This window comes from Rhizobium sp. NZLR1 (assembly GCF_017357385.1).
Taxonomy (GTDB): Bacteria; Pseudomonadota; Alphaproteobacteria; order Rhizobiales; family Rhizobiaceae; genus Rhizobium.
This window is the reverse complement of the sequence record NZ_CP071637.1, coordinates 44,455-69,672: the sequence shown is the minus strand read 5'-3', so window position 1 is coordinate 69,672 and position 25,218 is coordinate 44,455. Positions and strand designations below refer to the sequence as shown.

The following is a 25,218-nucleotide window of genomic DNA, read 5'->3' as shown; positions in this document are numbered from 1 at the left end:
AAGGTCTCAAAAGGTCCCAGCAGAAGTCAGCAAAAAGCCCCGCAGCTATGCAAGGCTTTCCGATAACTGAGTTCGAAGCGACTTAAAGACGGTTCAGGCGATACCGGTCGCGTTCCGCGGCAATCTGCGCCTCCGTATACGGGTCGGCCGTTTCGTCGAAACGCGTCCAGCCCTGCTCGGCGTAGCTCGCCCGCCGTGCTGCGACGTCGACACGCGGCGACCTGTTGAGGATTGCTTCAGCCGAAGCAACCCGGCTTTCGTCGACCCGAGCGGTTACGACCGAACCACCACGTCGGATGCCTTCAGCATAGAAGTTGGCGTCTTCTTCCGGTACGCCGGATTCGGTTCTGTCGCAAATTTCTCAGCGCATTTGCCGCCAGGTTGGTGATGCCATAGATCTGGGTTGAAGATGAGCAGGCAGGTTGAGTTCCAGATCATGGTCGATTTCAAAGGCAGCCATTACCCGAAAGAGGTTATTCTATACGCGGTGTTTTTCTACGTCCGATATGCAGTCTCCTATCGTGATCTGGAAGAGATCATGGCCGAGCGCGGCGTTACCGTTGACCACGCGACGCTGAACAGATGGGTGGTGAAGTATTCGCCGCTTCTCGCCTGCCGGGCTCGTCGCCGGAAATCCGCAACCAGCAGCTCCTGGCGGATGGACGAGACCTATATTCAGGTCAAAGGCAAGTGGACCTATTTCTATCGGGCTGTCGATAAATTCGGCAGAACCCTTGATTTCATGCTGTCTGAGCATCGCGATGAGGCTGCGGCCAGCGCTTTCTTCGCCCGCACGATCAAGAACAATGGCTGGCCTGAAAAGGTCGTCATCGATAAGAGCGGTGCCAACCTGGCAGGATTGCAAAACATCAACTGGCTACTGCTGTTGCAGGGATGGTTCTGGCTGATCGAGATCCTGCAGGTCAAATAACCTCAACAACATGATTGAGCAGGACCACCGGTTCATCAAGAAGCTGACCGGCCCGATGAAAGGCTTCAAATCCTTTCAGTCTGCGTCAGCGACACTGGATGGTATCGAAGTGGCGCACATGATCCGCAAGGGCCAATTTTCACCCAGTGGCCAATCGCCATTTCAGCAATTCGCTTCACTCGCTGCGTAGGTGTGTCCAGCGTCAGCTGGTTCTGCGACCTTGCTAAAAATTTGCGACAGAACCCAATTCCACTAGCGTCTGCTCACCTCGGATGGCGGCGAGCGCCACCTTTGCCTTGAAAGCCGGGCTGTGGTTCCGGCGCGGTCGTCTCGTGATGGTCTCTCCTGTTCCCGGCATCTAAGCCGAAGTCAGGCACAAATTCCACTTATCCTAGCTGTGCAGATTTCCCGAGCCAGCTCTTAAGGAACTCGCCTCGGAGGACTAGGGCACAAGCAGCATCAGCATTTGCATAACACGAAGCGGGCCCTTCACTCGATCGACGTCAGCAATTCCGGTGATGATCAGGGCGCGGCGCCGACCGCAGGGATGCCGCGCCTCGAGCCTACCTTCATGCCTGCGTTCTGTTTTGCCCGTTACGGTCTCTACGGATTTGCAGAATCATGCTCCGACCAGCGGCCAAGAGTTCAAATAGGAACGAGACTAGCGAAAGCATCAGCGAGACGATGGCACCACCAAAGAACCACGACAAGTTTTCAGGCCGAAGACGGATCGCGAGTGCGCCAGAAAGCAGGTTCAAAATTGCCGCGCAGGTGCAGATTCCCGCTACAACGCCAAGTATAACCGCCAGTTCAAGAGCCAGTGTTCGTGTCTGCAGGTAGATAAGCTGTTGTCGTGACTTCTCACCTGATGATTGTTTGTCCGCGATCTCGTTAACTCGGTCGGAGACCCGCCCGAGGCGGATACAGTAGATACTCACAAACGCGGCGGTACCAGCAAGCAGAAATACCGGGGCCAAGGAGGTTTGGATCGCATCAGCATAGTCGCTGATGATTGGTGGGGTGTCCATGATTCCTCCGGCCGGTCGGCGATCAAAAGTATCGGTTAGTTTGACCGCGCAACGCTTCGCGTTGCGCCCCATTCTACCATTCGTCGAAGCGGGGCTGTCAACGTAGTCTTGAACCGCCCGATCAGTTTTAAGAGCGGCCATTTTCGCAACAGCAGCTTCGCGCAGTCCCGAACGACACTTCCCAGAACGAAAACGTGACGGATATTTCCATCCGCCCATGCTTACTGATAGTATAGGATCCAGACATCGCCGTGTGTGGAGCCGCCGGTTTGGTGCTCTTGATCAACTAGCCCGCGATCGTAAGGGAAATGCCACAAGGCAACCAAAACCGAGGCTTGTACCTATAACACCTATGCAAGAAGCGTTTCGGATCGGTAATGACACCAAAGCGATAAGCATGTTTCTGCATTATTATCAAACTCTTGCGTTGATTAACTTCTCATTTAACAGTTTCACTCGGCTGTGAGTATCGATAATGCAGATTAGGTTTGGTCAAGTGCTTTTATCTTGCTCTTTGCTTGCCATAATGGCGGCATGTGCAGGACGACCCGAACATGTTTTGCTTCCGATATCAGAAAAAATTCCCAGCACCTCCAAAGTCGACCTGTTGGTGGCCACGACCCGTAAGACAGATGCCTCAGGTGAAATGTTCTCGGGTGAGCGCGGCAGGGCATTGAGCTTTGCTAATGTTGTGGTCTCCATCCCACCGGGCGAAGCCCACAAAAGCGGCGATGTCGAATGGCCCCAAAAGACGCCCGGCAACCCCGCCACTGATTTCGTAACAGTAAAGGCAGAGAGACTGGATCTCGAGGGCGCTCGGCAATGGGTTCGGTCCGATACCGCTCTAACGCCGAAACGACGCGTTCTGGTGTTCGTGCACGGGTTCAATAACCGCTTCGACGATGCCGTATTTCGCTCAGCGCAGTTTGTCCACGACGCTGGCACACCGCTCGTGCCGGTGTTGTTCACATGGCCCTCCCGCGGCAGCATTTTCGCCTATGGCTACGATCGTGAAAGCACCAATTTTTCGCGTGACGGTTTGGAGCAGGTACTCAATCTACTGGCAAAGGATGAAAACGTCGCTGAGATAACGATCCTTGCCCATTCAATGGGCAACTGGTTGACGTTAGAAACCCTCCGTCAAATGGCGATTCGCGATCACCAGCTGCCGCTGAAGATTAAGGACGTCATGCTGGCCGCGCCGGATGTTGACGTGGACGTATTCGCGAATGAAATCGATGACATGGGCAGCCCAAGACCAAAATTCACTTTGCTAGTTTCGCGGGACGATCGCGCGCTTGCGCTTTCGCGAAGACTCTGGGGCAGCACGGCGAGACTGGGCGCGATCGATCCAACAGCGGAACCTTACAAGACGCAGCTTGCAGCACACGACATCACCGTTATCGATTTAACCAAACATGGGAGCAATGATAGCCTCAATCACGGGAAGTTCGCAACCAGCCCCGAACTGGTTAGGCTAATTGGCGGACGACTGGAAGAAGGCCAGACTATTGATGACTGGAATGAAGGCGTTGGCGACAGGATCTTCAGAAAATCGACAGATATCGGGATGTCCGTTGGCGGGATTATTGGACTTGGAATCGCCCTACCGGAATCGGTTGTTGATCAGACGACCAGGCAACACCTGCCGAGCGAAGCCGACGAACTGAGCGGCATTCTTAAGGACACTGTCACCAATCGATGAAAAATCCAGACACCAACCTGAGATTCTTTTCAACGTCACTCGTCAGGGAACTATTAGCGTGGAGCATCTCGGAGCCGATTTAAAACACTTCGGTGAAAGCTCCCCGCCAAGCAAAGGTCAGCAGGGAGCAATCTGAACTCAGTGGCCCGCAAAGACCAAAGTTTGAACCGGGAGCAGCAGCGCCTGCATGCGTAGGATCATAGCGTGCACAAGTCCCACGGCATCCACTACATGCAGGAACAGCCATTTCGAACTGCTGATATTCTTGTCGGCCAGCGCTTCGTGATTGTTGGTATATGCATTGGCGATACAGCTGCTGCCCGGCGGGATATCGTCCAGCCCTCCTTCAAATAGAGGTTGAAGAAAGACCGTCAGAGTTCCTGGTTGGTCCAATTGTTGAATGTCGACCAGTTGATCGGTCGGACGCAGCTGGCCAGCCGCGATAACGTCCTGCACGTCAGTCACGACAAGCGGGATAATAGTGAAGGGCTTCCCGATGCAAGTGGCTTCCGCGATCATACCACGTTTCATCACCTGCGCTTCGATCTGTCCAAAGCCAGCAACCAACGTCCCACGGCCCGCTTCTGTCGGCACGAGGATCCCAGCCGGCCGGATCATGGTATTGACGACATCCCCCTTCCGGAGCGTGAACTGTTGTACAGTACCCGCGATGCCGGCGCGCACCAATGTCTTATCCAACTCTACTTGTGCCTGCGCGAGTGCTGCTTCGGCACTTGCCTTTTGTGATGGCAACAAGACCTCGATCTTCACCCTTAATGTCTCTTTTTTGGCGACGGCGGCACTCAACGAACCCTTGCGGCTCTCGACCGTATTGGCAAGACGATCGACTTCGCGCTTAGCAACGGCATCCCGTGTTAGAAGTTGGGCCTTCAGCTCATACTCATCGACCGCCACTTGGAGCGCACCCTGCGCCTCTTGGATTTGTCCGTCTGCTGTCGCCAGCTCCGTCGCGGTCACTTTGGCTTCAGCCTCAAGTTCTGCAATCTTTCGGCGTGCCGTTTCAACAGCTGCTTTCTGCTCCGCGTCGTCCAGCCGGAAGAGAGGTGCACCGGCGTCAACCTTTTCGTTGACACCAACAAAGACTTCGTCAACCCGCCCTACCGTTTGAGGCAAGATAGTCACTGTACGGAACACAGCTGTGACACTTTTGGTCGAGGGATGAAAATAAAAGATCATCGTGATGAGAGAAATGGTGAGCATCAGACATGCCGATATGCCCCACCGCAATTCATACCACATAGTGTAAAGATTGATTTCATGGCCGATACGTTTTCCCTGAACATAACGTCGATAGAGGTAGTCAGGGAAGACGGTCAGAAGGGAGCAAAGTATTAGTTCGAACATAGTCAGTTGTCCCCGCCATGATTTCCGCTAACTGGGTTTTCCACTTCCAGCTTCTGGGCTTCATTGAGAAGCAGCGCCGGGTCGTCGCTTGTTGCAGCGTCGCGGCCGGAGAGTTTGCCCAATGATTGCGCAATGGAATACAGCGGAGTGGAAAAGTCCGGGATGTGCACGAAGGCCAGCAGTAGGCCCGCGATCCAGAAAAGATGATTATGCGTAAAGAGCGAAATAAGTGCCAATACAGCCACAATCTCCATCTGCACCTTGCTTGTTCGATGTGCCATCCGCTCCGGAACCGCGTGGAGCTGGAAATAAAGATTGCCTATGATCAAGACTAAGAGGACCAGGAAGATGACAACTCCCACGAACAGATAGTCGGTCTGTCCAGGCTCCGTGATGAACCCCGGCAAATGGTCGACAGTTGCGGGGTGAAGAGCTTGAGCCATCTGAATTCCTTTCTGCGAGCTTGATCAACTGGAGAAGAGACGTTATGACCGGTTTCTCTTCGCGAACTGCGATACTGGCACGTGTGGGCATAGGCTCGCAACCGTGCCTCTTGGCGGCCGCAGATCATTTGATAGCTGTGCACGACCATTAGCAACAAGTGAGTGCGATCGGGAACTTCATTTTAGCCCGTGTGAAATTTAATCCCTCACTAGCCGGCTTGTCGATCCGAGTATGACGTTGCTCGTGGCGGTAAGAAAGTACGACAAACATTACACGACGGAGGCACGCGTCCGGAAGGACTACCGTCATTCTCTGCCCCACATCATCGCGAACGCCAGTTGCACCAATGCTATTTTGCGATACGCCACGAACCGTCCCAGTCCACAGAAAGGTGTGCCGTTTCCATTCCCTCAACGCGGGTTAGTAGAGTGAGCGATGGTCCGTCGTCCGGGATCAACGCCAGCGATGATTTGAAAGCAGATTCCGCGTCCTCCCAGCGACGTTCGCGGTAAGCCGCCAAACCCATCTCATAGAAATCACGCGATGCCAGTCGTTCGGTCGTAACTTCGCCACGGCGTCCGAGGATCTCAAATATCGCCTCCGCACGTGTCTGGCCTTCGACGACGATGCTGTCGATTTCTCGAACCTCAAGAGTTTGGCTCGCTACGGCAACTGTCTTTCCGGAGACGAGGTTCCGGGTTCCGTACAACCTGTTGGCACCCTCCAGGCGAGAGGCGAGATTAACAACGTCGCCCATTACCGTGTAGCTCATCATGATTTCGGAGCCGATACTTCCGACCAGTGCCTCGCCTGTGGCGACGCCTATTTTGAGATCGCAGTTTTCCATTGGAGTATCCCTGACACCCAAAATCTCCGGAATTTCCCGGCGAAGCGTGTCGATGCGCCCAATCATCTCCAGCGAGGCGAGGCATGCCAGACGGGAGTGATCAGCCTCCCCAACGAACGGAGGACCCCAATATGCCATGATGCCGTCACCGACGTACTTGTCGATGATGCCGCCGTTGGCTCGGATCGGCTCAGACATCAGCGAAAAGTATCGATTCATCACCCGCACCAAGCCCTGGGGCACCAAGCCTTCACTCAAGGTAGTGAAACCCTTCAGGTCGCAGAACATAACCGTCATCAACCGACGCTGGCCTTCCGCTGCCGTTATGTTCGGCTGATCGATGAGCCCTTCGACGACCCGAGGATCAATGTATTTGCCGAATGTTTCTTTGACCCGCCGGTTGACGCGCAACTGCACGATCATACGGTTGAATGCGGCGCTCAGCTCGCCAATCTCGTCCCGCGTTGTTACATCGATCGACTGATCGAGATGGCCGGCCTCGATGGCCTTCGTTCCATCGAGCAACTTGCGCACCGACCGAACGATACCTCCGCTCACAAGATTGGCGAATATCAATCCTACGAGAGCTGCGAGAAACGTCGCGATGGCAGAAATGACCACCGCCTCGGACTGCTGAGCCTTTATCGTTTCGATAGCGCGATCACTCTCTCCGGCCATTGCCTCCCGCAACGCGTCGATCCTTTGAGACAGCTCGTCACGCAGAAGATCGACGCGGGTGAGAAGGGTTGCCACTTCCGCAAAGTCCCGTGAATCAAGCGCAGCAAATAGAGCGTCGTTAGCTTGGGTCAGGAGAAGCCGCCCGTCGCTCATCAGGCCTTCAATGCGGCTTTCGATGCGCGCCAACCCCACCTTGTCAGAGGCGACACGCGGGTCTGCTATCATTTCGTTGATCAGTTGGCGGGCAGATTGCGCTTCCTGGTCAACCTCCGCGGCCTTGGCTTCGAACAATTGCTTGCGGGCCGTAAAAGCTTCCTCATCGGGCGGGTGCTGCAGCTTCGCGATAACGAGACGTCGGAGCGTCAGTGCTCGTTCAAGCGAGAGAGTCTCGATCCGTGTCAGATGAGCGTTGACGGGATTATATCTCGCCTTCAGTTCGTCAAGCAGGCGCCCTACCCGCCCGACCATCACCATCGAGAGCACCGAAGTCGCAACCATGAGGATCGTCAGTCCCACCACGATCGAAACGATCCGCCTTCTGATCGATGGTTTAATCATGAAATCCTCGGATCTATAAGAACGCAGTTGAGGCGGAAGCGGCAGGCTCGCAGTCGCGGCTTAACCAGTAGCAACAATACGACGTCGGTCCCTGTGGTTTGGGCATTGTTGGGCATCATTCGCCGAAACATTCTTCCGGCGACAACTTCTCTTGCGCGTGTCGGCCCTGATGGTGGGCAATTTCCACACGTCCATTGATAAACATCCATCCCCTAGGCGACGGCTCCGAGACCGGCAAGCGTAACACCCGTATCTTACCTCACTCGCCGCGTATCATATTTCCAAGCCAGCGGGTTTAAGCAACGGCCGTTGCATGATTGCAATATCACCTATCGTCACTGGTGGCCTCCTCGCCAAGCCAAAGCGGTAGCGAGGGCTGGTCGTTCTCGCTGTCCATCTCCATCTCGGCTACGATCAGGCCCAGATGCGCGCCGGCAAAAACGTTGACATCCCGACGTCGCCGCCGTGGTGGACCATATAGCGGGTCATCTCGACCCTCAATCTCGGCATCAGTTCACGCACGGTCGAGGTTCATCGCTCCAATGCCATGCCCAAGATGGAAGCGCGTAATCCTGCCGAACTGATACGGATGGTATTCACCTCCGGCAAGGTAATGCTGCCTGTACCGAATGCCTCGACGTCGCCAGTCATGCGAACGCAACTACTTTAGCTTGCATCTAACAAAGCTATTGAAACCATTCATTTATAGGGTATCGTTCGTTAGGGTGATCTAAAAAGAATAATTGCGTGATCGGGTGGAGGGCATCATGAGCACCGCAAAAGCCGAGCCGTTGAGCGAGCAAGGACCCAAGATCGAAGACATCCTGCAGCAAATGGAGCGCGTTCTAGCGAGTGCCGACTTTCACTTGCCCGAGCGCGGCAGGAAGTTCTTTCGGTTCGTCGTGACCGAGACCTTGGAGGGGCGGTCCCAGTACCTGAAGGCGTTTACGATCGCAAACGAGATTTTCGGTCGGCAAAATTCCTTCGACGCCCAGAACGATCCCGTCGTCAGAATAGAGGCCGGTCGAATTCGCCGGGGCCTTGAGCGCTACTACCTGGTCGCCGGTCAGTCGGACGCGATCGTGATCACGATACCGAAGGGCGGCTATGTTCCGCGCTTCGAGTATGCGCGGGGGTCGCATTCTGCAGGTCAGTCGGAGCATACGGGGCACATCGACCTGCTACCATCGAGCAATGGCCGGGGCCGTCAAAAGCTGTCCATGGCTGCGCTGTTGATCGGCGCTCTCGTCACAATGTCCGTGGCAGGTTTCTATGTCATGGCCACGCCAGACATTTTCACACTGCACGATAGCCCGGCAGGTTCATCGGGGCCCATGGTCGTCGTCGATATGTTTCAGACTGACGATCCTGACGGTCGTGAATTCGACATCGCTCAGGGCCTCAGGGACGAAGTTATCGGTCAGCTCGCAACATTCAACGACCTCGTGGTTGTCGTCGATCCGTCCAAGGCGAACTACAAAGGCACGGCGGGCTACAGTTTGCAGGCCAGCGTTCAGCGTGATGGCGACAAACTGCGCTCGATCCTGCGCCTCGTGCGTCGGTCTGATGCCGCTGTGGTCTGGGCAAACAACTACGACGCGGACCTTCGCGTCAGGAGCATCCTGCAGATCCAGGCGGACATCGGCCAGCAGATCGCGATCGCGGTCGCCCAGCCCTACGGCGCAGTCTTCCTGTCCGACAACGACAACGCAGCCCGGCCTGATGTGAACGCGGCCGCAGATGCCTATGACTGCACGTCGGCATATTACAGCTATCGCCGCGCAATGAGCCTGCAAAGCCACACCGCAGCCCGTGAATGTCTACAGCGCGCGACGCTGCGTTCCCCAAAGAGTGCCAGGTCGTGGGCGCTGCTTTCGCTGATTTACCTTGACGCGATGAGGTTCCGCTACAAACTAGGCATGGTACCTGAGGCCGCAACCATGGAACTCGCAACCGATGCAGCAGAGCGCGCAACTTCGATTGCGCCAAACGATACGCGCGCGCTTCAGGCAACGATGCTGGTCAGCTTCTTCAACAACGACACTGACAAGGCGTTGAAGGCCGGGGCAGCCGCTTATGCGCAGAATTCGAACGATGCGGAAGTCGCAGGCGAGTATGGTCTGCGACTGGCGATGTCCGGAAAATGGCAATCAGGCTGCGAGCTCATTTCAAGGGCACTGAACCAAGGGGCCGGCCCCAAGGGCTACTACGAGGTTGGAATGGCGCTGTGCGCTTTCACGAGGGGTGATTTGCAAGCCGCTGAACTTTGGTCCCGCATGTGCGACCTGGAATACAACCCGATGCACCGCCTGGTACTCCTGTCGATCCTCGGCGCGGAAGGAAAGTCCGCGGAAGCAACAAAGGAAAGGGACTGGTTGAACGTTAACGCGCCTGAGATGATGAAGAACATTCGCCGGGAAGTCTCCCTGCGCCTGCAGCGCAAAGAAGACCAGGACCGTTTTCTGGGCGGACTTCGGGGATCAGGGATCGCCATCGAATCCGCTAGCGCGGAAATGATAAGCTCGAATTAAGCGCACCGTCGGCGCGGCATATGCGAGCTGGCTAGGGCGTGTCGGGCCGAGCATTGATGTCGACGATTGTTACGATGTCGTTGACGATCTGCGCGCCGAACTCGTCCTGCAGATCGAGAATATTGCGGCAATGCGTCTCACGATCAAGCCGCTTCGCAACGACGAATATCGATTTGAAATAAGCCAGGCCATTACTGCGAAGGCAGGCAGGTAAGCAGGGACAACGTCAGGTTCGGCAATTACGGTCAGCGGCCTCGCGTCGCTGTCAGACAATAACAAACAGGGGTTCTAGCGATGACTCATCTAGCACAGCGGCGTATAGGGAAACACCTTGGAACAGTGGCTGCGATGATCGTCGCCGCCGCCCTTCAAACAGTTAGTGTCTCGACCGTTCATGCAGCTGACGACCCTTTTGGAAAATTCCCCATCGTCATTCAGTGCAAATACAAGACCACGGTCCACGCCTTCTACCTTTCCAGGGTGACGGAAGATGGCCTGGCGACTTATGTGGCCTCCGACAGTATTGCCGGAACGATCTCGCTCGACGGTCACGCCAAGGCAGTCGGCGGCAAGGGCGGTGGCAGTTGTGTCGGAAAGACCCTGGAAGAACTACGAGCATCCGGTCAGGCACATGACCTGGGCAAATTGTGAAAGCACGTTCTAAAAATCAGCAATCGCTTCGACAATCACCTGAGTCGTTTCAGATGGTACTTTGTTCAATCTGTTTATTGCAGATGTGATCACGATCGCTGACCCGAAGTCCGCCGGGAAACCACTCTTGGTCCTAAGCACCACTAAACGCCTGTTATTGGCCAGCTTTTATTTGCGACTATAGCGTCGGAAATTGACGGTCGCCCATTAGACAATGTCGCGCTTGTCCGTGCCAGGCAGAGGTCTGTGCAATTGAGAAGTCGGCCTGCGTATGGCTCTCCAGGCCAGTCAAGGAGCAGCGTCGGCTAGAATGTGCGCTGCAAACGGAAGAAGCCACTTGTCACGTCTTCACCATCTTCCGCATCGAGATATTTGGCTGTTCCCTTAGCATAGAGGTTTTCAGCGATGTGGTAATCAACGGTAACGCCGACCTCCCACGCATCGCCAAGTCCATCGAATGATGCGGGAATAGCGCCATTGTCTGTGTCGGTGGCATATTTGCCGAAGTATTGACCCATAGGGGTCACTGACCATTTGTCTGTAATTTTCTAAGCGTATTCGGCGGCAACAGTCCATTCTGATTGGGCATAGTAGGAGTTCGGCCCAGAGGCCCACACACCTGCCAGACCCAAAGTACCAGGGCCAAGATCTGCGAAGATCATGCCGCGGATCGCGCCTTCTTCATTGTCCGTGTCATACCCACCGGTAAGTTGATAACTGACACTACCGATCTTGTCCCCGATCCCGAATGCGATACCGACGTTGTTTGATTGCTCGCCAAGCTTGTAGTAGCCATCTTCCAACTCATCGGCGCTAATGCCAGCATAGAAATCGCCGGTCTCGTATTGGTATCGGATGGAATTATGCAGCGTCTCGAAGCTCGACAGGACGTCTGGCTCGCCGCTCAAGTCATCATCCCACCACGCAGCCCGGCAATGTCGATGTAAGCCGAGTCAAGCATGGTACCGGTTGATGCGTTGTCGCCGTTGTTGCGCATAACGATAACGCCGGTTAGTGGACCATATTCAGTGTCGCTCTTCGACGTAAACTGAACATGCGCTCGCGTGCGAGCGTTCCAGTCAGAGGTGCCTTTTTCATCTGGCCCACCGTAAACCTCAAAGCGCAGGTAACCACCGATTTTGAGGCAGGTTTCGGTGCCGGGGATATAAAAGTATCCAGTGCCGTACGCGTCGCAGACGCGAACATACTCGACCGCTTCTGGCTCGGCGGCAACAATGGCGTCGGCAGCGAAGCTAGGTGCAGCGACAAGCGCCGCAACCGATCCAAGCAGCATCAAATGCAATGCCATATCTCGGTCCCTGGCTAAATATTGTTTTTTGAACGGACCCACTTGCAGAACAGGCAATATCCAGCCGAACATATTCACCCCACAGGATTCACCGATGTATCTTCTTCTACTAAATTCTCACATTCTAAGCAAAGAATCGCGAATGGACGCGAGATGAAATCAACCCAATGTTGCAAGCCAGCAACAGATGCTCTTGCGCGGTGGAGTCGAGTATCGCCGGCCTTTACAGCGATTGTAAAAGCGCCCCCACCCCGGAACCTTATCCTCCCCGTCATTTGCCTGAGGCGAAGGTCTGATTGCTGCTACTGGCCGCAGTGAGCTATTTTGGGGTGCAGGCGATATTGGCAGAATGAATATATGGAGGGGTTGCGCAGCAGTTCTCGTTAGTCGTTAAATCCGTCGGATGAAGTGCGCGGATCATACAGCGGCGGTTGTCAGGAACCCTGACCGGCCGTTGCGCCCTGTATGCTACGGCCCTGGGATAGTGACCACCTAGCCCGACTTTGCTACCATCCCGGCTGCGTGAATGCCCCTGCCATAGGTCCAGCAATCGAGGGACGAGACCATGAACCGCATTTTCCTGTCGAGCGTTGTTATCACCAGCGCTGCTGCCTGGTATGGAACTCAAGCATCCGCAGCCGAATGCGACTTTACGAAGGTGGCTGGCACCTGCCAGGGGATGATTACGGTCAAAAATGCGAAGGACGCGAAGCCCCAGCACACAGCTGACGTGACGATACACAGCTCGGCACCAAGCTGCTCAAAGATTGCTTACATCTTCGAAAACGCACCGCATCAGACAGTAGTTAAAGACGGAAACAAACTACTGCAGTCGATAAAGGGTGCTGCGCCGATTGCCAGCCGCAGTTTCAAGGTCGAAAGCTGCACGGCGTACGTTGATAAAGCCAGGCCAGCAGAAAGGAAGCCCGCGCTCAAAAAGGAACGGATGAACCCCAGGTTCTTTGAAGGACGCTGGACCGGCACGGTAGCTCCCAAAGAAAACGTTGAGCTGACAATCGATGTCAAAGGCAGCCGAGCAACCGGCCAAACGGTCTCTGGAAGTCACACGGTCAAGTTCACCAACGGCGCGATCAGCGGCGATAAGCTCACCTACACCTTCGTCGACTGGAGCATGGGGGGCATCGTGACCGTGACGCTGACCCGAGCTTCAGACGACAGCATCAAGTACAGTGCCGGGGCCAGAGGGATTCTGACCCGGAAGAAGGGCTGGTGGCGCTAGGCGGGCTGAATGCCCTCTTCGCAAACCGAGATCCATTTTTGACCTCGTTCAAAAAGACATCGCCCGTCGTCGTCTTTTTGAAGAGGGGCACCTCAATGAGGCCACCGGCAGGGCAACCCATACCCGGCCCCCTATTCGCTGTTCACGGTTGGTTAGAACGAGACGCGGCAGACGACACCCACCCTCATCTACTTCAGGCCAGTAGCTAGTGGAACATCCGTTTCCGCTGACAATACGCTAGCAGATCGGCATCACCACTTGAGCGGATACGAACTCACAACCCTCAAATTTTAACCAGCGCCGCAGGGGACAATTCGCCCTATGATCGCACTCGAACGATTACGCCTCTCTGCGCCGAAGGCTGCCGACGATGGTGCTGATCTCTTCCTCCAGATGCTGGCCTCGATAGACAAACGACGTTTCGTGGCGCGCGTATTGGCCATAACGATCGGCGCTGAGCCAGTTGTAAGACCCGATGCAAAGAAGGTCGCTGTCGATCGCCACGATCTTGCTGTGCAACTTCGGAAGCTTGTGCAGCCTAACTCCGATCCTTGAGAAGGCCTTCTCGACGGCATCAATCTGGGTCAAGCCATCGGCAGCCTTGCCCATGTTGAGAAGTGGATCAGCGAATACGTCGATCTCAGCGCCGCGCACAACCGCCGCTTCGAATGCGGCCAGCAGCCCAACACGCTCCATTGTAGATGCGATCACCCACGGGCTGACGATGGTGTAGCGTCGGCCAGCGCCGGACAGCGCATCCAGCAGGAACGCATCATGGCCAGCTGCATCTCGCAGCATTTGAATCTGACCAACGCCTTGCTTTAGGTCCTCGCGCTGCTCGACCGCAAACTCGAGCGCGTTCCCCTCTGACGCGAGCAGGAAGTCCGCGACGATTGCCCTCGGCGACCCCGTTCTCGCTGTCGCCATAACATCCATATCGCCAAATACTAGGCAACTGTCTTTTGCCCGTGAGACCATCACGTTCAGCATGCTGGGCGAGCCGTCGATGAACCCCCCGTCTACATGTTTCGAATAGACGGGCGAAAAGATCACGACGGGTCGTTCGGCGCCTTGCAAGACATGGACCGTTCCGATGGTCATGCCCTCGCGTCCTTCGACCACGATCTTGCGGTTGGCACAGGCTTCCCGAATTTCGCGAACCTGTCGGCCAAAGGGAGTTACTATGGCGACAATCTTTTCCAACGGCCTGCCATAGCGCGCTTCCAGTCCAGCCCGGTTGGCAGCAAGCCAAGCAGCAATCGTTTGCGCCTCGAGCGGATTGCAGCGGCTGCTTCCCGCGGTCAGTGCACGGCCATCTATGTGCAGATACCCAAGCGCTGGAAGGCTGGCGTTCGTTGGTGCCTTTCCCCGCAGCGGTCGCAGCTTCCCCTTGTAGCACAGAGCATTGCTGAAGCTGATGATCTCGTCGTAGCACCGCCGGTGTTCGAACAGATAGAGACCCTTCTCGAGATCTGGATAGGGCGACACCCGGCAAGCTTGCTGTGCAAGGCGCATGGCGCTGCCATTGGTCGAGCAGATCCCGCGGTCGATAAGTGTGTCAATGCCGGCTTCGGTCGAGAGAAGACCACTGTGTCTAAGGTTGCTGACGTCCACGGGCCGGGGCACCGATGAAATCGGTTCTTTCAGGCCTCTTCGCGCCTATATAATCTGCCTCCCGAAGCGTCAGATCAATTCGGTGGCCCAGGATTCATCGGGCCGCGTCGTGAGCTCCGGAATCATACCCGCTGGAATGTTCTCAGCATCTTTCTATTACGGACATGCCTAAAAGCATCGATCACGTTGCCATCCATAGAGCCTATTCCGACATGGATTGCTCCCGGCAAGTCGCTTGGCAACTGGGCGTTTGCCCCTGCGATTACGGAACGGAAATGCCGTGCTTTTTGGCGGAGAGCCTCGTCACTGTTACTTTGCCAGCTGACGACACTAGCTTGATAGACTGCATCTGCATAAAGCGAGCGCTGATCCCAGGATCGCCATTTAGCTGCCATGTCGTGAGAGAATTGGTGGTCGTATTCGCCCAGAAGCAGCTCAACCATCCTGCTGGAGCCAAAATAAACGAAGTCGCGCCTCATCACATGCCGGATGAGCCGCCAGTCGATATTGCCAATAATTCCAACCGAGCCCTCCTCGACCCATAGCCGCTCTTCCGGGTTATCGATAAACGCTAGTGCGCGCTTTTTTAAATAGTCGTCTGGCAGCAACGATAGTTCGTGATGGAATATGACCTGCATCCGGATTGATCGCGAATGCTCGAGGCTGACTTCGTGAACGCCTCGGGACAGGCGTCGAGCGTGATCATTTTCGCGAACAGAGTAAGCTGCCGGCCGGAGCCGCTTGCACTCGACAGCCCATTGGGTCCTCGGTCTTGAAACCAAAAGGTCTGGCGTCTTTCCTCGACCCGGCGTTTCATCGAGAAAATCCACTGTGGGCCACTGACGCCGCTTATAAGCTAGCGCAACCAACAATTCAAAGAGACCGCTCTCTGGTTGCCTCGATTCGCTCGTCATCAACCTCTCAGCACGTTTTTCGACGTGACCGATCGATTTAACGATGCTGAGATCCTCTCCAAGGCGGGTAAGAACCGGCGCAATCTTGGCGGTCTCTAGAGGGTCCCAATGTAGCCGCTGCGTGCAAAATCCTCGGCCTGAAAAATCAGCCACGCGATTGCGTCTCGCTCATCGAACAGCGGGACCAAACGCCCTCCGTGAAGATTCACGCGAGCCGCGTCGTAATTGGATCGGACCTTCTCCATCCGCCGTTCCCAATCATCGCGCTTCACGAAACTTTTCAACCACGTCGTCGCGGCAAGAATGTCTTCCTCACGCCAATCATGACCGGCGCGTGGTGCGGTCCAACTCGGATCAACGAGGTCCATTACGCAAATCATTCGGTATCAATTGCTACTCCTTGCCAGAAAATCCTGAGAGCTGAGCTCGAACTCAAAAGCTGGTCGCTGCTATAAGGTAACTCTATCTATCTAACCTGACCCGCAACCGTCGAGCGCGTTCCTGAAAGGCACCTTCGCCGCCTTCCAGAATGTCGCAAACCGCCTTTCGGATCGCCGCGTTCTCCAGGCCGCCCGATTGATAGGTGATTGGCGGCAAGGAGCCATGCGGATGCGGGCCCGATTCTGCGATGATGATTTGATCGGCATCCGTGTTGATCACGAGGTTCGCATTGTGGGTGACCATGATCACCTGGCGATTGGACTTCGCGTCGATGAATAGGCCCACAAGCTCCTCAAAAACAGACTTGGGATCGAGGTTCTCTTCCGGCTGATCGATGATGAGCGGACGGCCGTCGCCGTCATCCAACGCGAGATAAAGCAGCAGAAGGACGATGCCGCGCGTGCCCGGCGATAGCTTGCGGATATCCACGCCGTCATACTCAATTCCATAGTGAATATCGATGTGATCGGTGCTGAAGAGCCATTGAGCAAATTTTTTGGACCAAGCACGAAATTCGGCCTGCTCGGTATGCGCGACCGGCGAATGATCGAGCAGATCCTTCTGGTAGCGGCGGCGGAACTCGGCCATCGCCGCAACCACCTCAACGGATGAACCTGTCTCCCAGGCCTTCCTCAGCGTCTCATTCGCTTTCTGCAGGAGCGTTCCCTTGCCTTTGAACGCGCCACCCTTGCGAAGATCGATCAACCCTTCTTCGGCCTGCTCCGCCCATTGGGGCACATCCGCCACACGCGCGACCGAGAAGGACAGCTTCTTCAACGTGCCTGACGCAGCGGCGAGGCGTGCCATCAGCGGCCCATACAGGTCTTGCAGAACACTCTGCTCGGCGACAAGCGCGTCTACAGCCCTGCCATACGCCTCTTCGCGCTGGGTCTGAAGTTCCCGCGCACGCTCCTTCGCGCCCTTGCTGTCCTCCAGCTTTCCCGCCAGCGTTTGCATCCCGGCCGTCTCGGTCGCTATTCTACCCGAGAGAGCGGTGTACTGACGCTGCGTTTCCTTGTCGGAGCTGACCAGCTTTTCAAGCCGCGCCATCTCGGCTTCAAGCATAGCCTGCGAAAGCGTCGCAAGATCGGTATCATCGGCAAAATATGCCGTGTGGGCATCTCCGGCTGCGGGAGGCGTCCCCTTCAGTTCCGCGATCTTACCGTCGACCCACTTCACGAAACCGCTCAGATTGTCGTCCACTGTCCCTTTGTAGTCGAGAGTGAAGGCCGCCCATTCGTCCTCCGACATGCCGCTATGAGTGTGCCGCGCCTGGGTCTGTCGCAAAGCTTCAGGAGCCTGATTGCGGCGCAGATCCTTCACTTCGTCCTGGAGAGCCAGGAAGGTCTGTCGCTGGTTCGTGAACCTTCGCAACGTGCTCCTGATCTGATTGGTCGCGCCGGCTAGCTCGGTATGGCGCTGCGCACGCTGTTCACTGCCCGCCGAAACAAGCTTTGCTCGGTCCGCCGTATAGGCATCCACGAGCTTTTTTTTCTGGGCAACCTGCGCCTCGTAACTGGCGACCAGTTTCTCCTTCTCCAACTCGATGCTGATACGCTCGGAAATCTGGGACACGGCTTCCGCTTCCCGGTCACGGGCAAGGCGATGACGGGAGGCGCGTTGCTCTAGCAGCTCCGCAAAATCGAGGGCACCATCCCGGTCGTGATCGGGATGGGCTTCGAAGATGACGCGCTCGATCTCGCGCAAAAGCCCATCGGTCAGTCCGCTCGACGAACAAAGTTCCTCAACAAACTGCTGCGAAAGATAACGCGCACGTGGATAGCTCATTGAGCCATTGGCGTCCGATCCGTCCAGCGCCCGCGTGGTCGGCTCCCCTGCCGCCCAATTGATTTTCGCCTTGGCACGACCGATCACTGGTCGTGCCCGAACAAGGAAGGATGGGTTTGCCCATTCATCGGCCGCCCAGGCCTCATCGGATATGGAATCGCATCCGGCCGCGATCATGTCTGCGAGCGCCGTCTTGCCCGAACCGCGAGCGCCGATGATCGCAACAAGACCCGGATTGAGCGGGATCGTCGTGGTCTTCAGCCAGGGCGCGTTGATTATCTGAACTTCCGAGATAACCTGGGAGGGCGTCGCGGAGCTGGGCGGCTCGGCGCCCACGTGGGCTCGACCGCGGGGATCGATGCAGGCTTGCCGCAGCGCGTCGAATTCTAGGCCGCCCTTGATCCATGAGAACCGGTTACCGAACGGGCTCGCCACATCCTCCAGCTTGTGGGCGTCGCTTCCATGAAGGCAGGGTTTCAGGCCGCCATACCGCGCGCGTATTTCCTTCTCATCCAGATCCCGCTGGCCCAGCCAGAACTCGCGCTGAGCCTGACTGCTGGCGAAAATCACATGCGCAAAGCCTTCGATCTCCCGCCGGATGGTCTGGTCCGCAGCTTCTCGGACGCCGGAAGTGCCGTCAGTTGCGCCGCCTGCAACGGCTATCACGATGTTCTTCTTCGCCCATCCGCTCTCGGCGAACACTTCGCGAAGCTCCCGGAAATTGACCTTGAACTGATTGGCGCCATAGGCGAGCGCCGCGCGATCATCGACTATTGCGGGATCCGCGTTCTTGCCCAGGCGAATCAAATCGGCACGGGTGCAGTCGTAACGGTCCTGCTGCATAGTAAAATGAAGGCGAGACAGGAGGCGCTGCAGCTGCTCGACATGATCGGCATCTTCCGGACTGACGAAAAGATGGAGGTTCACAAATCCGCCCTTGGCAGTTGCGACATCCAATCTAAGCTCGACGTTGGGAAAGATCAGACGGGCGGCGGGAAGCCGCCCGCTGGCCTTGTATTGCAAGACCTGCTGATACGTCTCGGTAACGTAGTAGTCCGTAACGGCAATGGCTTCGATGACCGGCGTTGCGGCTTCAAGCGCCGCTAGATAGTCTTCCCATGCCGCCGGCCCGCTGAACTGATTGTTCATTACCGTGCCCGGCGCATGAATATGCGGCTCCCACCGACGCCATTCAGAACCCCTGCTTATCATGCCGCTCCCGCCAATCTCTTCCTGCTCTATCCGAGAAAGCCTTCCTTTGGAGACCATTGCCTAGTCTCGAATTTCCTTAGCCAAAACGGGTCTCCGATAAGAGCGAGACCGTCCCGGAACAGCGCGTAATTATACTCGGCGCCTTCTGACAGACGTCCGCTTCGATCACCGCCGAAGCCAAACCCTACCGGCTCGAAACTCGGTAGTTCGAGGAAGCCGACGGGCAGGTCGCCGCCGGCCCTGATGATGCCCGTCAGGCTATTCAAGAAAGTCTGGCAGGCCGTCTCCTCGATGACGAACCAATTAAAGGCCTCACTTGGCAGTCCCCGAGCAAAGAGTCTGCGGACGGCCCGCGAGCGCCAGACCGCATCGTGCCAATGATGGTCTGCCCACCAATCAGGGTGCAGCGCCGGCCACGAAGAGAAAACGCTCCCCAGGTACCAGCGGCCCGCATAAGGCACCCGGATAAAAGTCACCGGCCCGGGATCAGTTGGAAACGACCCGATCCCACCAATCCAGTCGATCCAATCAATCACCGCAACAGCGCCCATCAGAAGAAAGTTCGACCTATAAGTGGTCATCGCCATCGCAGTCGAAACTCCTGCGCTTGCGGGAGCCTGGCCAGTGGTCGGGGGTGGCGACGGAGCTTTCTTAGGCCTGGCGATCCTCGTTTCTGCGACGCTCAGAAACGCGCCGGCTGTACCAGGCTGCGAACCAAAGGCAACCGAATAGCCATGGACAACCTTGCCATATGGCGACGGCTTGCTCACAAAGGGCTTTACCTGTCGGCCGTATTTGCTTTTCGCCCTTGCCGCGACGGTCTTTGCCGACGCATTGGAAGCGAAAGTGCCATGTGCCTCGGCGAGGACGACGCCGTGCCCCGACACGCTGCCACCGTCGTAGAGAAAATCCGCATGGGGATCGAGCGTGCGAGCGAGGCAGGCCGCGTTGGCGCGCCACACATAGCCCAGAGCGTTCATGTAAAGGTCGGTGATCCCGGCGCCACATCTTGCGGTGAACAGTGTCCGCTCGGTATCGGCGAGATCCCCAAAGTCCGCAGACAGTTCGAAGGTTGACTGGTTCGACACCAGACATTCCATCTGGGCCTGCGCGCTCCTCTGGAGAGCGGCGAGAAGTTGTGGTCGAGCCTGACGTGTCGTTGCGGTTCTCGCAACGGCCGCCGCCAAAGCGATTGGTGAAAACGTCAGCGTCGAAGTAGCATCCGGCGCAACGAAACCCTGCGATACCGGGCTTGGAATATGCCGATGCCTGGTATGGGTCGTCAAGCCGACAGTGACGTCGACATCCCATATCTCTTCTACCGAGCTAACGTCGCTCATCCTTCTTCCGATCCCGTTCTTCTACTTGCTGGTCGCCTTGGCGGCGATATCGAAGCCGGGGATGGAAAGACCGACAATCAGATTGATGAAAGTTCTCGCCTCAGCGATCGCCGCCTCAGCCTCGGCAGCATTGCTGAAAGTACCTTGGTGAACCACTGCATTGCGGATGGTATTTATAGTCTCTGCATACTTGATCAGGGCTTTAGCGGTTTTGCTCTTGGCCGGATGAGCGAAATATACTGGAACGAAAAGCCGTGTCACCTTGCCGTGCAAACCGTTGGCCCACCGCAAAAACTGGTCAACGATGACCGCATCGAATTCGGTTTGACGAGCCCATTCCGTCCGTACTGCATAATTCGCGGCTATCTCTGCTGCCGTAGCGCAACGGACAATGGCTGCCGACGGCTCATCTCTCAGATGCAACCCCGAAAGCTTATTCCACTGTGATTGAAGCTTCTCGAGGTCAGATCTATCACCATACGGCTTCTTCGCAGCTTTCCGGTGTGTGTCGTCACTGGTCTTCGCCAAGTTATCCCCGCCCGCTTTCAAAAGCCCATCCCATAGCAGCGAGCTTCCACGAACGCGCACCAACAACGCAGGGTGCGTGGAAATCACTGGATCTAAATCTTTCCCATTATATCAGCGGTTGCAACGACTTTACGAATAGCTGCCTGCATTTTATATGCCTACCGGCGCGATGCTACTACAGGACACTGACGAGAGGCTTTTTCAAACATCGTCGTGACACGCTCATCTGGGATCCAACTTTCAGACAAGTCCCCACGCCCGAAACCTCCCCCTCCCCGTCATCTCCCTAAGCCCAAGTTCCAAAACGATCCGCCGCGCCGCCTGCGGCGTCACCTCGAGCGTCTTGGCGACCATCCCGGCCGACACCAATGGCTTCGCCATCACCAATTCAACAAGCTCCGGCAACTTTGACGATGTCCGTCGCCCCTCAAGTTTTCGCGCGAACAACGTCCTAGCCAACGTCAGCCGGTCATGTTCTTTCAGCCCGATCTCGGCGGCCGCCAGAAATCCGTCGGCGATGGCGAGCAGCCGCGTCTGACGATCGCGATGGCGGCGTCGATCGACGGGGACGGTTTTCAGGCCGAGATTGATCGAGGCGAGATGCGCGCCGGTGGTAATGCCGGCTTCTCGAAGAACCGACGCAGCCAACAGCCGGCCGATCCAGGGCGCGTGCTGCAGGACCGAAAGTTCGTTCCACGCATCGAGGGCAATGATCGCCTGCAGCACCGCCGGCAAATCTTGTGCCTGCCGCAGCGCGCCGCGCCATTCGTCAAGCCGGGCATCCTCGTCCCAGTCGAGATCGTAGATCATCGGATCTTTGTCTTGGCCGCCTCCACGGCCAGGCCGGGTTGCATTCTCGATCGCAGCCTCCGATCGGGCGAGCACCGCATCGATGGCAGCGTAATCGACACCGGCGAGATTTCCGACGTCGTCATCCTCCCGCTCCGCAATTGGATCGCCCGCAACGCGGTTGGTGGCACCGGCTGGATCAACCGCTTCGGCTCCAACCGGACTAATGTCTGACGTCTGTCGCAAAACTCGGATACCGTCGGCGGACAGCGCCCAATCCGGAGACTGCGCAGCGATCCGTCGGCGGGTGCGCAGAACGTCACGGGCGATTGTCAGTTCGTGGGTGGGTGTGCGAATATCGCGCGTGGCATCATGCAGGACCAAGTCCTCGAGATGCACCAATTCGCCGTCGATCCACAGTGACGCGCAGGCATCGGTGAACTGGGTGCGTTCGAGGAAGCCGGTTCCTAGGGTCGATCGTGCGATGCGCTCGTCGAGACGCGTGAGCGCGATACCGGCGCGAAACGCCGGTTCCAAAAGACGCGAAATTTCTAGTTTGCCGAAATCGTAAGTCATTGATTTTATCATAAACGAAGTCTTACAGGAACTCTATGTAAAAGTTTGGGTTCCTCACATCGTATGATTGCCGGTTGGCGCTCTAACCATCGATAAGTACCTCTTATCGGAGGTGATTGATTTTAGGGCGCAAATCTGCAAGGATCGATGCGAAGCACGGCCTCAGCGCCGTTGAAAACCGTCGATTCGGTGCGTCGTCATGCCAAAGCCGTCCAGCTCGAAAAATCCTGTCGATCTGCGCGTCGACGCACTCGATACCATTGCCGCCGTGCTGCCATTGGAGCGCCGCGACGAGCTGGCGGAACTGCTGACCGACCAGGACGTCGAAACACTGCGGCATCTGGTCAACGAAGGCATGGGCGAAAACACGCTTCGCGCTCTGACATCTGACCTTGCCTATTTGCAGGCCTGGTCGCTGGCAGCGACCGGCACGTCCCTCCCCTGGCCGGCTCCAGAAGCGATGCTGCTGAAATTCGTCGCGCACCACCTATGGGATCCGGCAAAGCGTGCCGCCGATCCGCACCACGGCATGCCGGCAGATGTCGACAGCAGCCTACGCGACCAAGGATTTCTGAAAACTGTTGGCCCGCATGCACCCGACACAGTGCGCCGACGTTTGGCAACCTGGTCGACGCTGACCAAGTGGCGCGGCATGACCGGCAACTTCTCCTCCCCTGCCCTCAAGTCCGCCGTCCGGCTTGCCGCGCGGGCCGCGCCGCGACAACGTAGCCGCAAGAGTGCCAAGGCGGTCACCGGCGACGTGCTGGCGAAGATGCTGGCGACCTGCGCATCCGGCAGCCTGCGCGATTTACGCGACCGGGCGATCCTGATGGTTGCCTTCGCCTCCGGCGGTCGCCGGCGCAGCGAGATCGCCGGACTGCGCGTCGAGCAGCTGAGCGTAGAACCGCCAATCACCGTGCCCGACGGCCCTCCCCTCCCCTCTCTCGCTATTCATCTCGGCCGCACAAAAACATCGGGCGCCGATCATGACGAGGTCGTGTATCTCACCGGGCGTCCGGTGGAGGCGCTCAATGCCTGGCTTGAGGCTGCCAAGATCGACAGCGCTGTTGTGTTCCGCAAGGTCGATCGGTGGGGAAATGTTTCGAAGCGGGCGCTGGAGCCGAGCGCTGTCAATGCGGTGGTCAAGCAACGGGCGGCGTTAGCCGGTTTAGAGGCCCGGGAGTTTTCGGCGCACGGGCTTCGGTCAGGCTATCTGACCGAAGCTGCCAATCGCGGCATTCCTCTGCCTGAGGCGATGGAACAGTCTCGCCATAGATCGGTTCAGCAGGCATCTGGCTATTACAACAACGCTACGCGTCGAAGCGGAAAGGCGGCACGAATGTTATAATGTGATTTGAAAGTGTCTGCCGCTCCCCACACGGCGACTTTCATTTATCAATGGCAACTCCGCGGCGCGGTATGGGCGATCAAGGGAGTATGTCCCAAGAAGCCAACCGCGACCCAATCAACGGGTACCATTTCATAGTCCGTTTGTGCAGGCTTGCCTTTATCAGAATACGCACCTCACTTGTTCCTCGACCGCTTAGCGCGAATCTTAAATCCAGCGCCCTCCCCCTGTTGAATGTCAAACTGGTTCGTCTTCCGAACGAGATCGCTGAGTTTCTTGAAGCCGAAGGTTCTCGGATCGAAATCTGGTGCCAAGTTTAGCAATTGTTTTCCGACAGTGCCGAGATTGACCCAGCCATCATCGGCATCCTCCTGCGACAGCACCTTCTTGATCAACGGAACTGCCGCGCTCGGCGGCTGCAAGGGCTTGTCGGTCGAAGCCGCATCGCCTTCGTCTTTGGCCTTTCCCGGCAGCAAATTCTCTGTGTAGACGAACCGGCGGCACGCCTGGCGGAAACTCTCCGGCGTCTTCTGCTCGCCAAACCCGAAGACATCTATCCCCTGTTCCCTGATGCGGGCCGCCAACCGGGTAAAATCACTGTCTGAGGAAACAAGGCAGAAGCCATCGAACCGGCCGCTATGCAACAGATCCATCGCATCGATTACCAAAGTGATGTCCGAGGCATTTTTGCCCGTCGTGTAAGCGAACTGTTGCTGCGGAATGATGGCATGTTTTGCCAGGACGTCGGCCCAGCCCTTAGATTTAGTGCCCGAGAAATCGCCGTATATCCGACGCACACTTGCCTCACCGATCTTGGCGACTTCCTCAAACAATCCATCGGCGATCTTGGACGAGGCGTTGTCGGCATCTATCAAGACCGCCAGTCGCGGTGACCGGATTTCAGCTGGCATTTCGGTCTCCTTTTCAGCAGCGGTTGGACGTTATCAGCAGGATCGTGTGCACGCAGTCAAGCCGGCTCGTCACGGATGGGGCTGATCCACTATGAGCGGACCCCGTTCGACAGAGTGGCCTCTGCGATACGGCGAGCATGGAACCATGCCGCGCGCGAAATCGCAGTAGGCGGTGATTCTCGCGATTGAACCGTCGGGTTTGTGAGGATGAGACACATGTCGGGCCACGGCCAGCCCAAAATGGGTCCAGGGCCCCTTTTGGTTGAAAGAATCCAGTGTACGGCCGAAATCCACGGTCGGCGACGTGGCGTCGATAACCGCTTGTTCTCGAAGAACAATATGAGGATCTCCTGGCGCAAGCGACCAGCAGCGTTAAGGATTTGTTAACCCTAAATAGCTTGCCAGCCTGTTAGAATCGTTGCTTATTGTCAGCAGCGGAGTGATTAGGAAATTCCGTTCAGAAGCGCTAT

At 56.7% G+C, this 25,218-nt stretch carries 18 protein-coding genes and 3 pseudogenes; 7 read left to right on the top strand and 14 right to left on the bottom strand.

All coding sequences use genetic code 11. The features are described 5' to 3' along the window. Positions 1-82 precede the first annotated feature (82 nt). Positions 83-346 (bottom strand): annotated as a pseudogene (locus J3O30_RS33570) (hypothetical protein); the annotation flags it as partial. A 90-nt stretch (positions 347-436) separates the two neighbouring features. On the opposite strand from J3O30_RS33570, the gene J3O30_RS32100 reads away from it, so the two are divergent. Further along, positions 437-1,121, top strand: a protein-coding gene (locus J3O30_RS32100) for an IS6 family transposase (RefSeq protein WP_246762932.1) whose coding sequence is annotated in 2 segments (ribosomal slippage) — positions 437-922 and positions 924-1,121 — 684 coding nt in all. Because the reading frame shifts where the segments join, the coding sequence is not laid out codon by codon here. Between the two features lie 379 nt (positions 1,122-1,500). On the opposite strand, the gene J3O30_RS32095 is transcribed toward J3O30_RS32100, so the two are convergent. Beyond that, on the bottom strand, positions 1,501-1,959 hold the full coding sequence (locus J3O30_RS32095) for a DUF2721 domain-containing protein (RefSeq protein ID WP_207586095.1): 459 nt from the start codon (positions 1,957-1,959) through the stop codon (positions 1,501-1,503). Positions 1,960-2,434: 475 nt separating this feature from the next. On the opposite strand from J3O30_RS32095, the gene J3O30_RS32090 reads away from it, so the two are divergent. Continuing rightward, a complete protein-coding gene (locus J3O30_RS32090) occupies positions 2,435-3,664 on the top strand; it encodes an alpha/beta hydrolase (protein WP_207586094.1) in 1,230 nt (409 codons plus the stop codon). A 138-nt stretch (positions 3,665-3,802) separates the two neighbouring features. On the opposite strand, the gene J3O30_RS32085 is transcribed toward J3O30_RS32090, so the two are convergent. The 3 genes from J3O30_RS32085 to J3O30_RS32075 form a co-directional block, all read right to left on the bottom strand. Beyond that, positions 3,803-5,029 carry a biotin/lipoyl-binding protein gene (locus J3O30_RS32085; protein WP_207586093.1) on the bottom strand — a complete coding sequence of 409 codons (1,227 nt, stop codon included), beginning with the start codon at positions 5,027-5,029 and terminating at the stop codon, positions 3,803-3,805. A gap of 2 nt (positions 5,030-5,031) precedes the next feature. After that, positions 5,032-5,472: a hypothetical protein gene (locus tag J3O30_RS32080; protein WP_207586092.1), complete on the bottom strand. Its 441-nt coding sequence runs from the start codon at positions 5,470-5,472 to the stop codon at positions 5,032-5,034. 350 nt (positions 5,473-5,822) lie between these two features. After that, the gene (locus J3O30_RS32075; protein ID WP_207586091.1) at positions 5,823-7,556 is read right to left on the bottom strand and encodes an adenylate/guanylate cyclase domain-containing protein; all 1,734 of its coding nucleotides are present in this window, start codon (positions 7,554-7,556) and stop codon (positions 5,823-5,825) included. 502 nt (positions 7,557-8,058) lie between these two features. Here J3O30_RS32075 and J3O30_RS32070 point away from each other — a divergent pair. The 3 genes and pseudogenes from J3O30_RS32070 to J3O30_RS32060 all read left to right on the top strand — a co-directional run. Further along, a pseudogene (locus tag J3O30_RS32070) lies at positions 8,059-8,226 on the top strand (LuxR C-terminal-related transcriptional regulator); the annotation flags it as partial. A 97-nt stretch (positions 8,227-8,323) separates the two neighbouring features. Next, positions 8,324-10,087 (top strand): hypothetical protein, encoded by a 1,764-nt coding sequence (locus J3O30_RS32065; RefSeq protein ID WP_207586090.1) that lies wholly within the window; start codon positions 8,324-8,326, stop codon positions 10,085-10,087. Between the two features lie 348 nt (positions 10,088-10,435). Further along, complete coding sequence (locus J3O30_RS32060; protein WP_246762924.1) at positions 10,436-10,738, top strand: hypothetical protein; 303 nt, start codon at positions 10,436-10,438, stop codon at positions 10,736-10,738. Between the two features lie 305 nt (positions 10,739-11,043). On the opposite strand, the pseudogene J3O30_RS32055 reads toward J3O30_RS32060, so the two are convergent. Beyond that, a pseudogene (locus tag J3O30_RS32055) lies at positions 11,044-12,047 on the bottom strand (porin). Between the two features lie 565 nt (positions 12,048-12,612). On the opposite strand from J3O30_RS32055, the gene J3O30_RS32050 reads away from it, so the two are divergent. Next, a complete protein-coding gene (locus J3O30_RS32050) occupies positions 12,613-13,287 on the top strand; it encodes a hypothetical protein (RefSeq protein ID WP_207586088.1) in 675 nt (224 codons plus the stop codon). A gap of 339 nt (positions 13,288-13,626) precedes the next feature. Here J3O30_RS32050 and J3O30_RS32045 read toward each other — a convergent pair whose 3' ends face one another. The 7 genes from J3O30_RS32045 to J3O30_RS32015 form a co-directional block, all read right to left on the bottom strand. After that, on the bottom strand, positions 13,627-14,901 hold the full coding sequence (locus tag J3O30_RS32045; RefSeq protein ID WP_207586087.1) for an AAA domain-containing protein: 1,275 nt from the start codon (positions 14,899-14,901) through the stop codon (positions 13,627-13,629). 122 nt (positions 14,902-15,023) lie between these two features. After that, the gene (locus J3O30_RS32040; RefSeq protein ID WP_207586086.1) at positions 15,024-15,539 is read right to left on the bottom strand and encodes a hypothetical protein; all 516 of its coding nucleotides are present in this window, start codon (positions 15,537-15,539) and stop codon (positions 15,024-15,026) included. A gap of 371 nt (positions 15,540-15,910) precedes the next feature. Then, entirely contained in the window at positions 15,911-16,183 is a 273-nt protein-coding gene (locus J3O30_RS32035) for a hypothetical protein (RefSeq protein ID WP_207586085.1), read from the bottom strand. 94 nt (positions 16,184-16,277) lie between these two features. After that, positions 16,278-19,256 (bottom strand): TrlF family AAA-like ATPase, encoded by a 2,979-nt coding sequence (locus J3O30_RS32030; protein WP_207586154.1) that lies wholly within the window; start codon positions 19,254-19,256, stop codon positions 16,278-16,280. A gap of 26 nt (positions 19,257-19,282) precedes the next feature. Beyond that, a complete protein-coding gene (locus J3O30_RS32025) occupies positions 19,283-20,596 on the bottom strand; it encodes a hypothetical protein (protein WP_207586084.1) in 1,314 nt (437 codons plus the stop codon). Positions 20,597-20,617: 21 nt separating this feature from the next. Continuing rightward, entirely contained in the window at positions 20,618-21,124 is a 507-nt protein-coding gene (locus J3O30_RS32020; RefSeq protein WP_207586083.1) for a hypothetical protein, read from the bottom strand. Positions 21,125-21,364: 240 nt separating this feature from the next. Beyond that, positions 21,365-22,489, bottom strand: a complete 1,125-nt coding sequence (locus J3O30_RS32015; RefSeq protein WP_207586082.1) for an RHE_PE00001 family protein — start codon at positions 22,487-22,489, stop codon at positions 21,365-21,367. A gap of 199 nt (positions 22,490-22,688) precedes the next feature. On the opposite strand from J3O30_RS32015, the gene J3O30_RS32010 reads away from it, so the two are divergent. Beyond that, positions 22,689-23,837, top strand: a complete 1,149-nt coding sequence (locus tag J3O30_RS32010) for a site-specific integrase (protein WP_207586081.1) — start codon at positions 22,689-22,691, stop codon at positions 23,835-23,837. A gap of 176 nt (positions 23,838-24,013) precedes the next feature. On the opposite strand, the gene J3O30_RS32005 is transcribed toward J3O30_RS32010, so the two are convergent. Beyond that, a complete protein-coding gene (locus J3O30_RS32005) occupies positions 24,014-24,748 on the bottom strand; it encodes an NYN domain-containing protein (protein ID WP_207586080.1) in 735 nt (244 codons plus the stop codon). Between the last annotated feature and the right edge of the window lie 470 nt (positions 24,749-25,218).

Coding starts and splice junctions, on each gene's coding strand:
- J3O30_RS32015 (WP_207586082.1), bottom strand. CDS start 22,489: ATGACTTACGATTTCGGCAAACTAGAAATTTCGCGTCTTTTGGAACCG.
- J3O30_RS32005 (WP_207586080.1), bottom strand. CDS start 24,748: ATGCCAGCTGAAATCCGGTCACCGCGACTGGCGGTCTTGATAGATGCC.
- J3O30_RS32040 (WP_207586086.1), bottom strand. CDS start 15,539: ATGCAGGTCATATTCCATCACGAACTATCGTTGCTGCCAGACGACTAT.
- J3O30_RS32080 (WP_207586092.1), bottom strand. CDS start 5,472: ATGGCTCAAGCTCTTCACCCCGCAACTGTCGACCATTTGCCGGGGTTC.
- J3O30_RS32025 (WP_207586084.1), bottom strand. CDS start 20,596: ATGAGCGACGTTAGCTCGGTAGAAGAGATATGGGATGTCGACGTCACT.
- J3O30_RS32050 (WP_207586088.1), top strand. CDS start 12,613: ATGAACCGCATTTTCCTGTCGAGCGTTGTTATCACCAGCGCTGCTGCC.
- J3O30_RS32060 (WP_246762924.1), top strand. CDS start 10,436: ATGATCGTCGCCGCCGCCCTTCAAACAGTTAGTGTCTCGACCGTTCAT.
- J3O30_RS32095 (WP_207586095.1), bottom strand. CDS start 1,959: ATGGACACCCCACCAATCATCAGCGACTATGCTGATGCGATCCAAACC.
- J3O30_RS32010 (WP_207586081.1), top strand. CDS start 22,689: ATGCCAAAGCCGTCCAGCTCGAAAAATCCTGTCGATCTGCGCGTCGAC.
- J3O30_RS32035 (WP_207586085.1), bottom strand. CDS start 16,183: ATGGACCTCGTTGATCCGAGTTGGACCGCACCACGCGCCGGTCATGAT.
- J3O30_RS32030 (WP_207586154.1), bottom strand. CDS start 19,256: ATGATAAGCAGGGGTTCTGAATGGCGTCGGTGGGAGCCGCATATTCAT.
- J3O30_RS32075 (WP_207586091.1), bottom strand. CDS start 7,556: ATGATTAAACCATCGATCAGAAGGCGGATCGTTTCGATCGTGGTGGGA.
- J3O30_RS32090 (WP_207586094.1), top strand. CDS start 2,435: ATGCAGATTAGGTTTGGTCAAGTGCTTTTATCTTGCTCTTTGCTTGCC.
- J3O30_RS32085 (WP_207586093.1), bottom strand. CDS start 5,029: ATGTTCGAACTAATACTTTGCTCCCTTCTGACCGTCTTCCCTGACTAC.
- J3O30_RS32065 (WP_207586090.1), top strand. CDS start 8,324: ATGAGCACCGCAAAAGCCGAGCCGTTGAGCGAGCAAGGACCCAAGATC.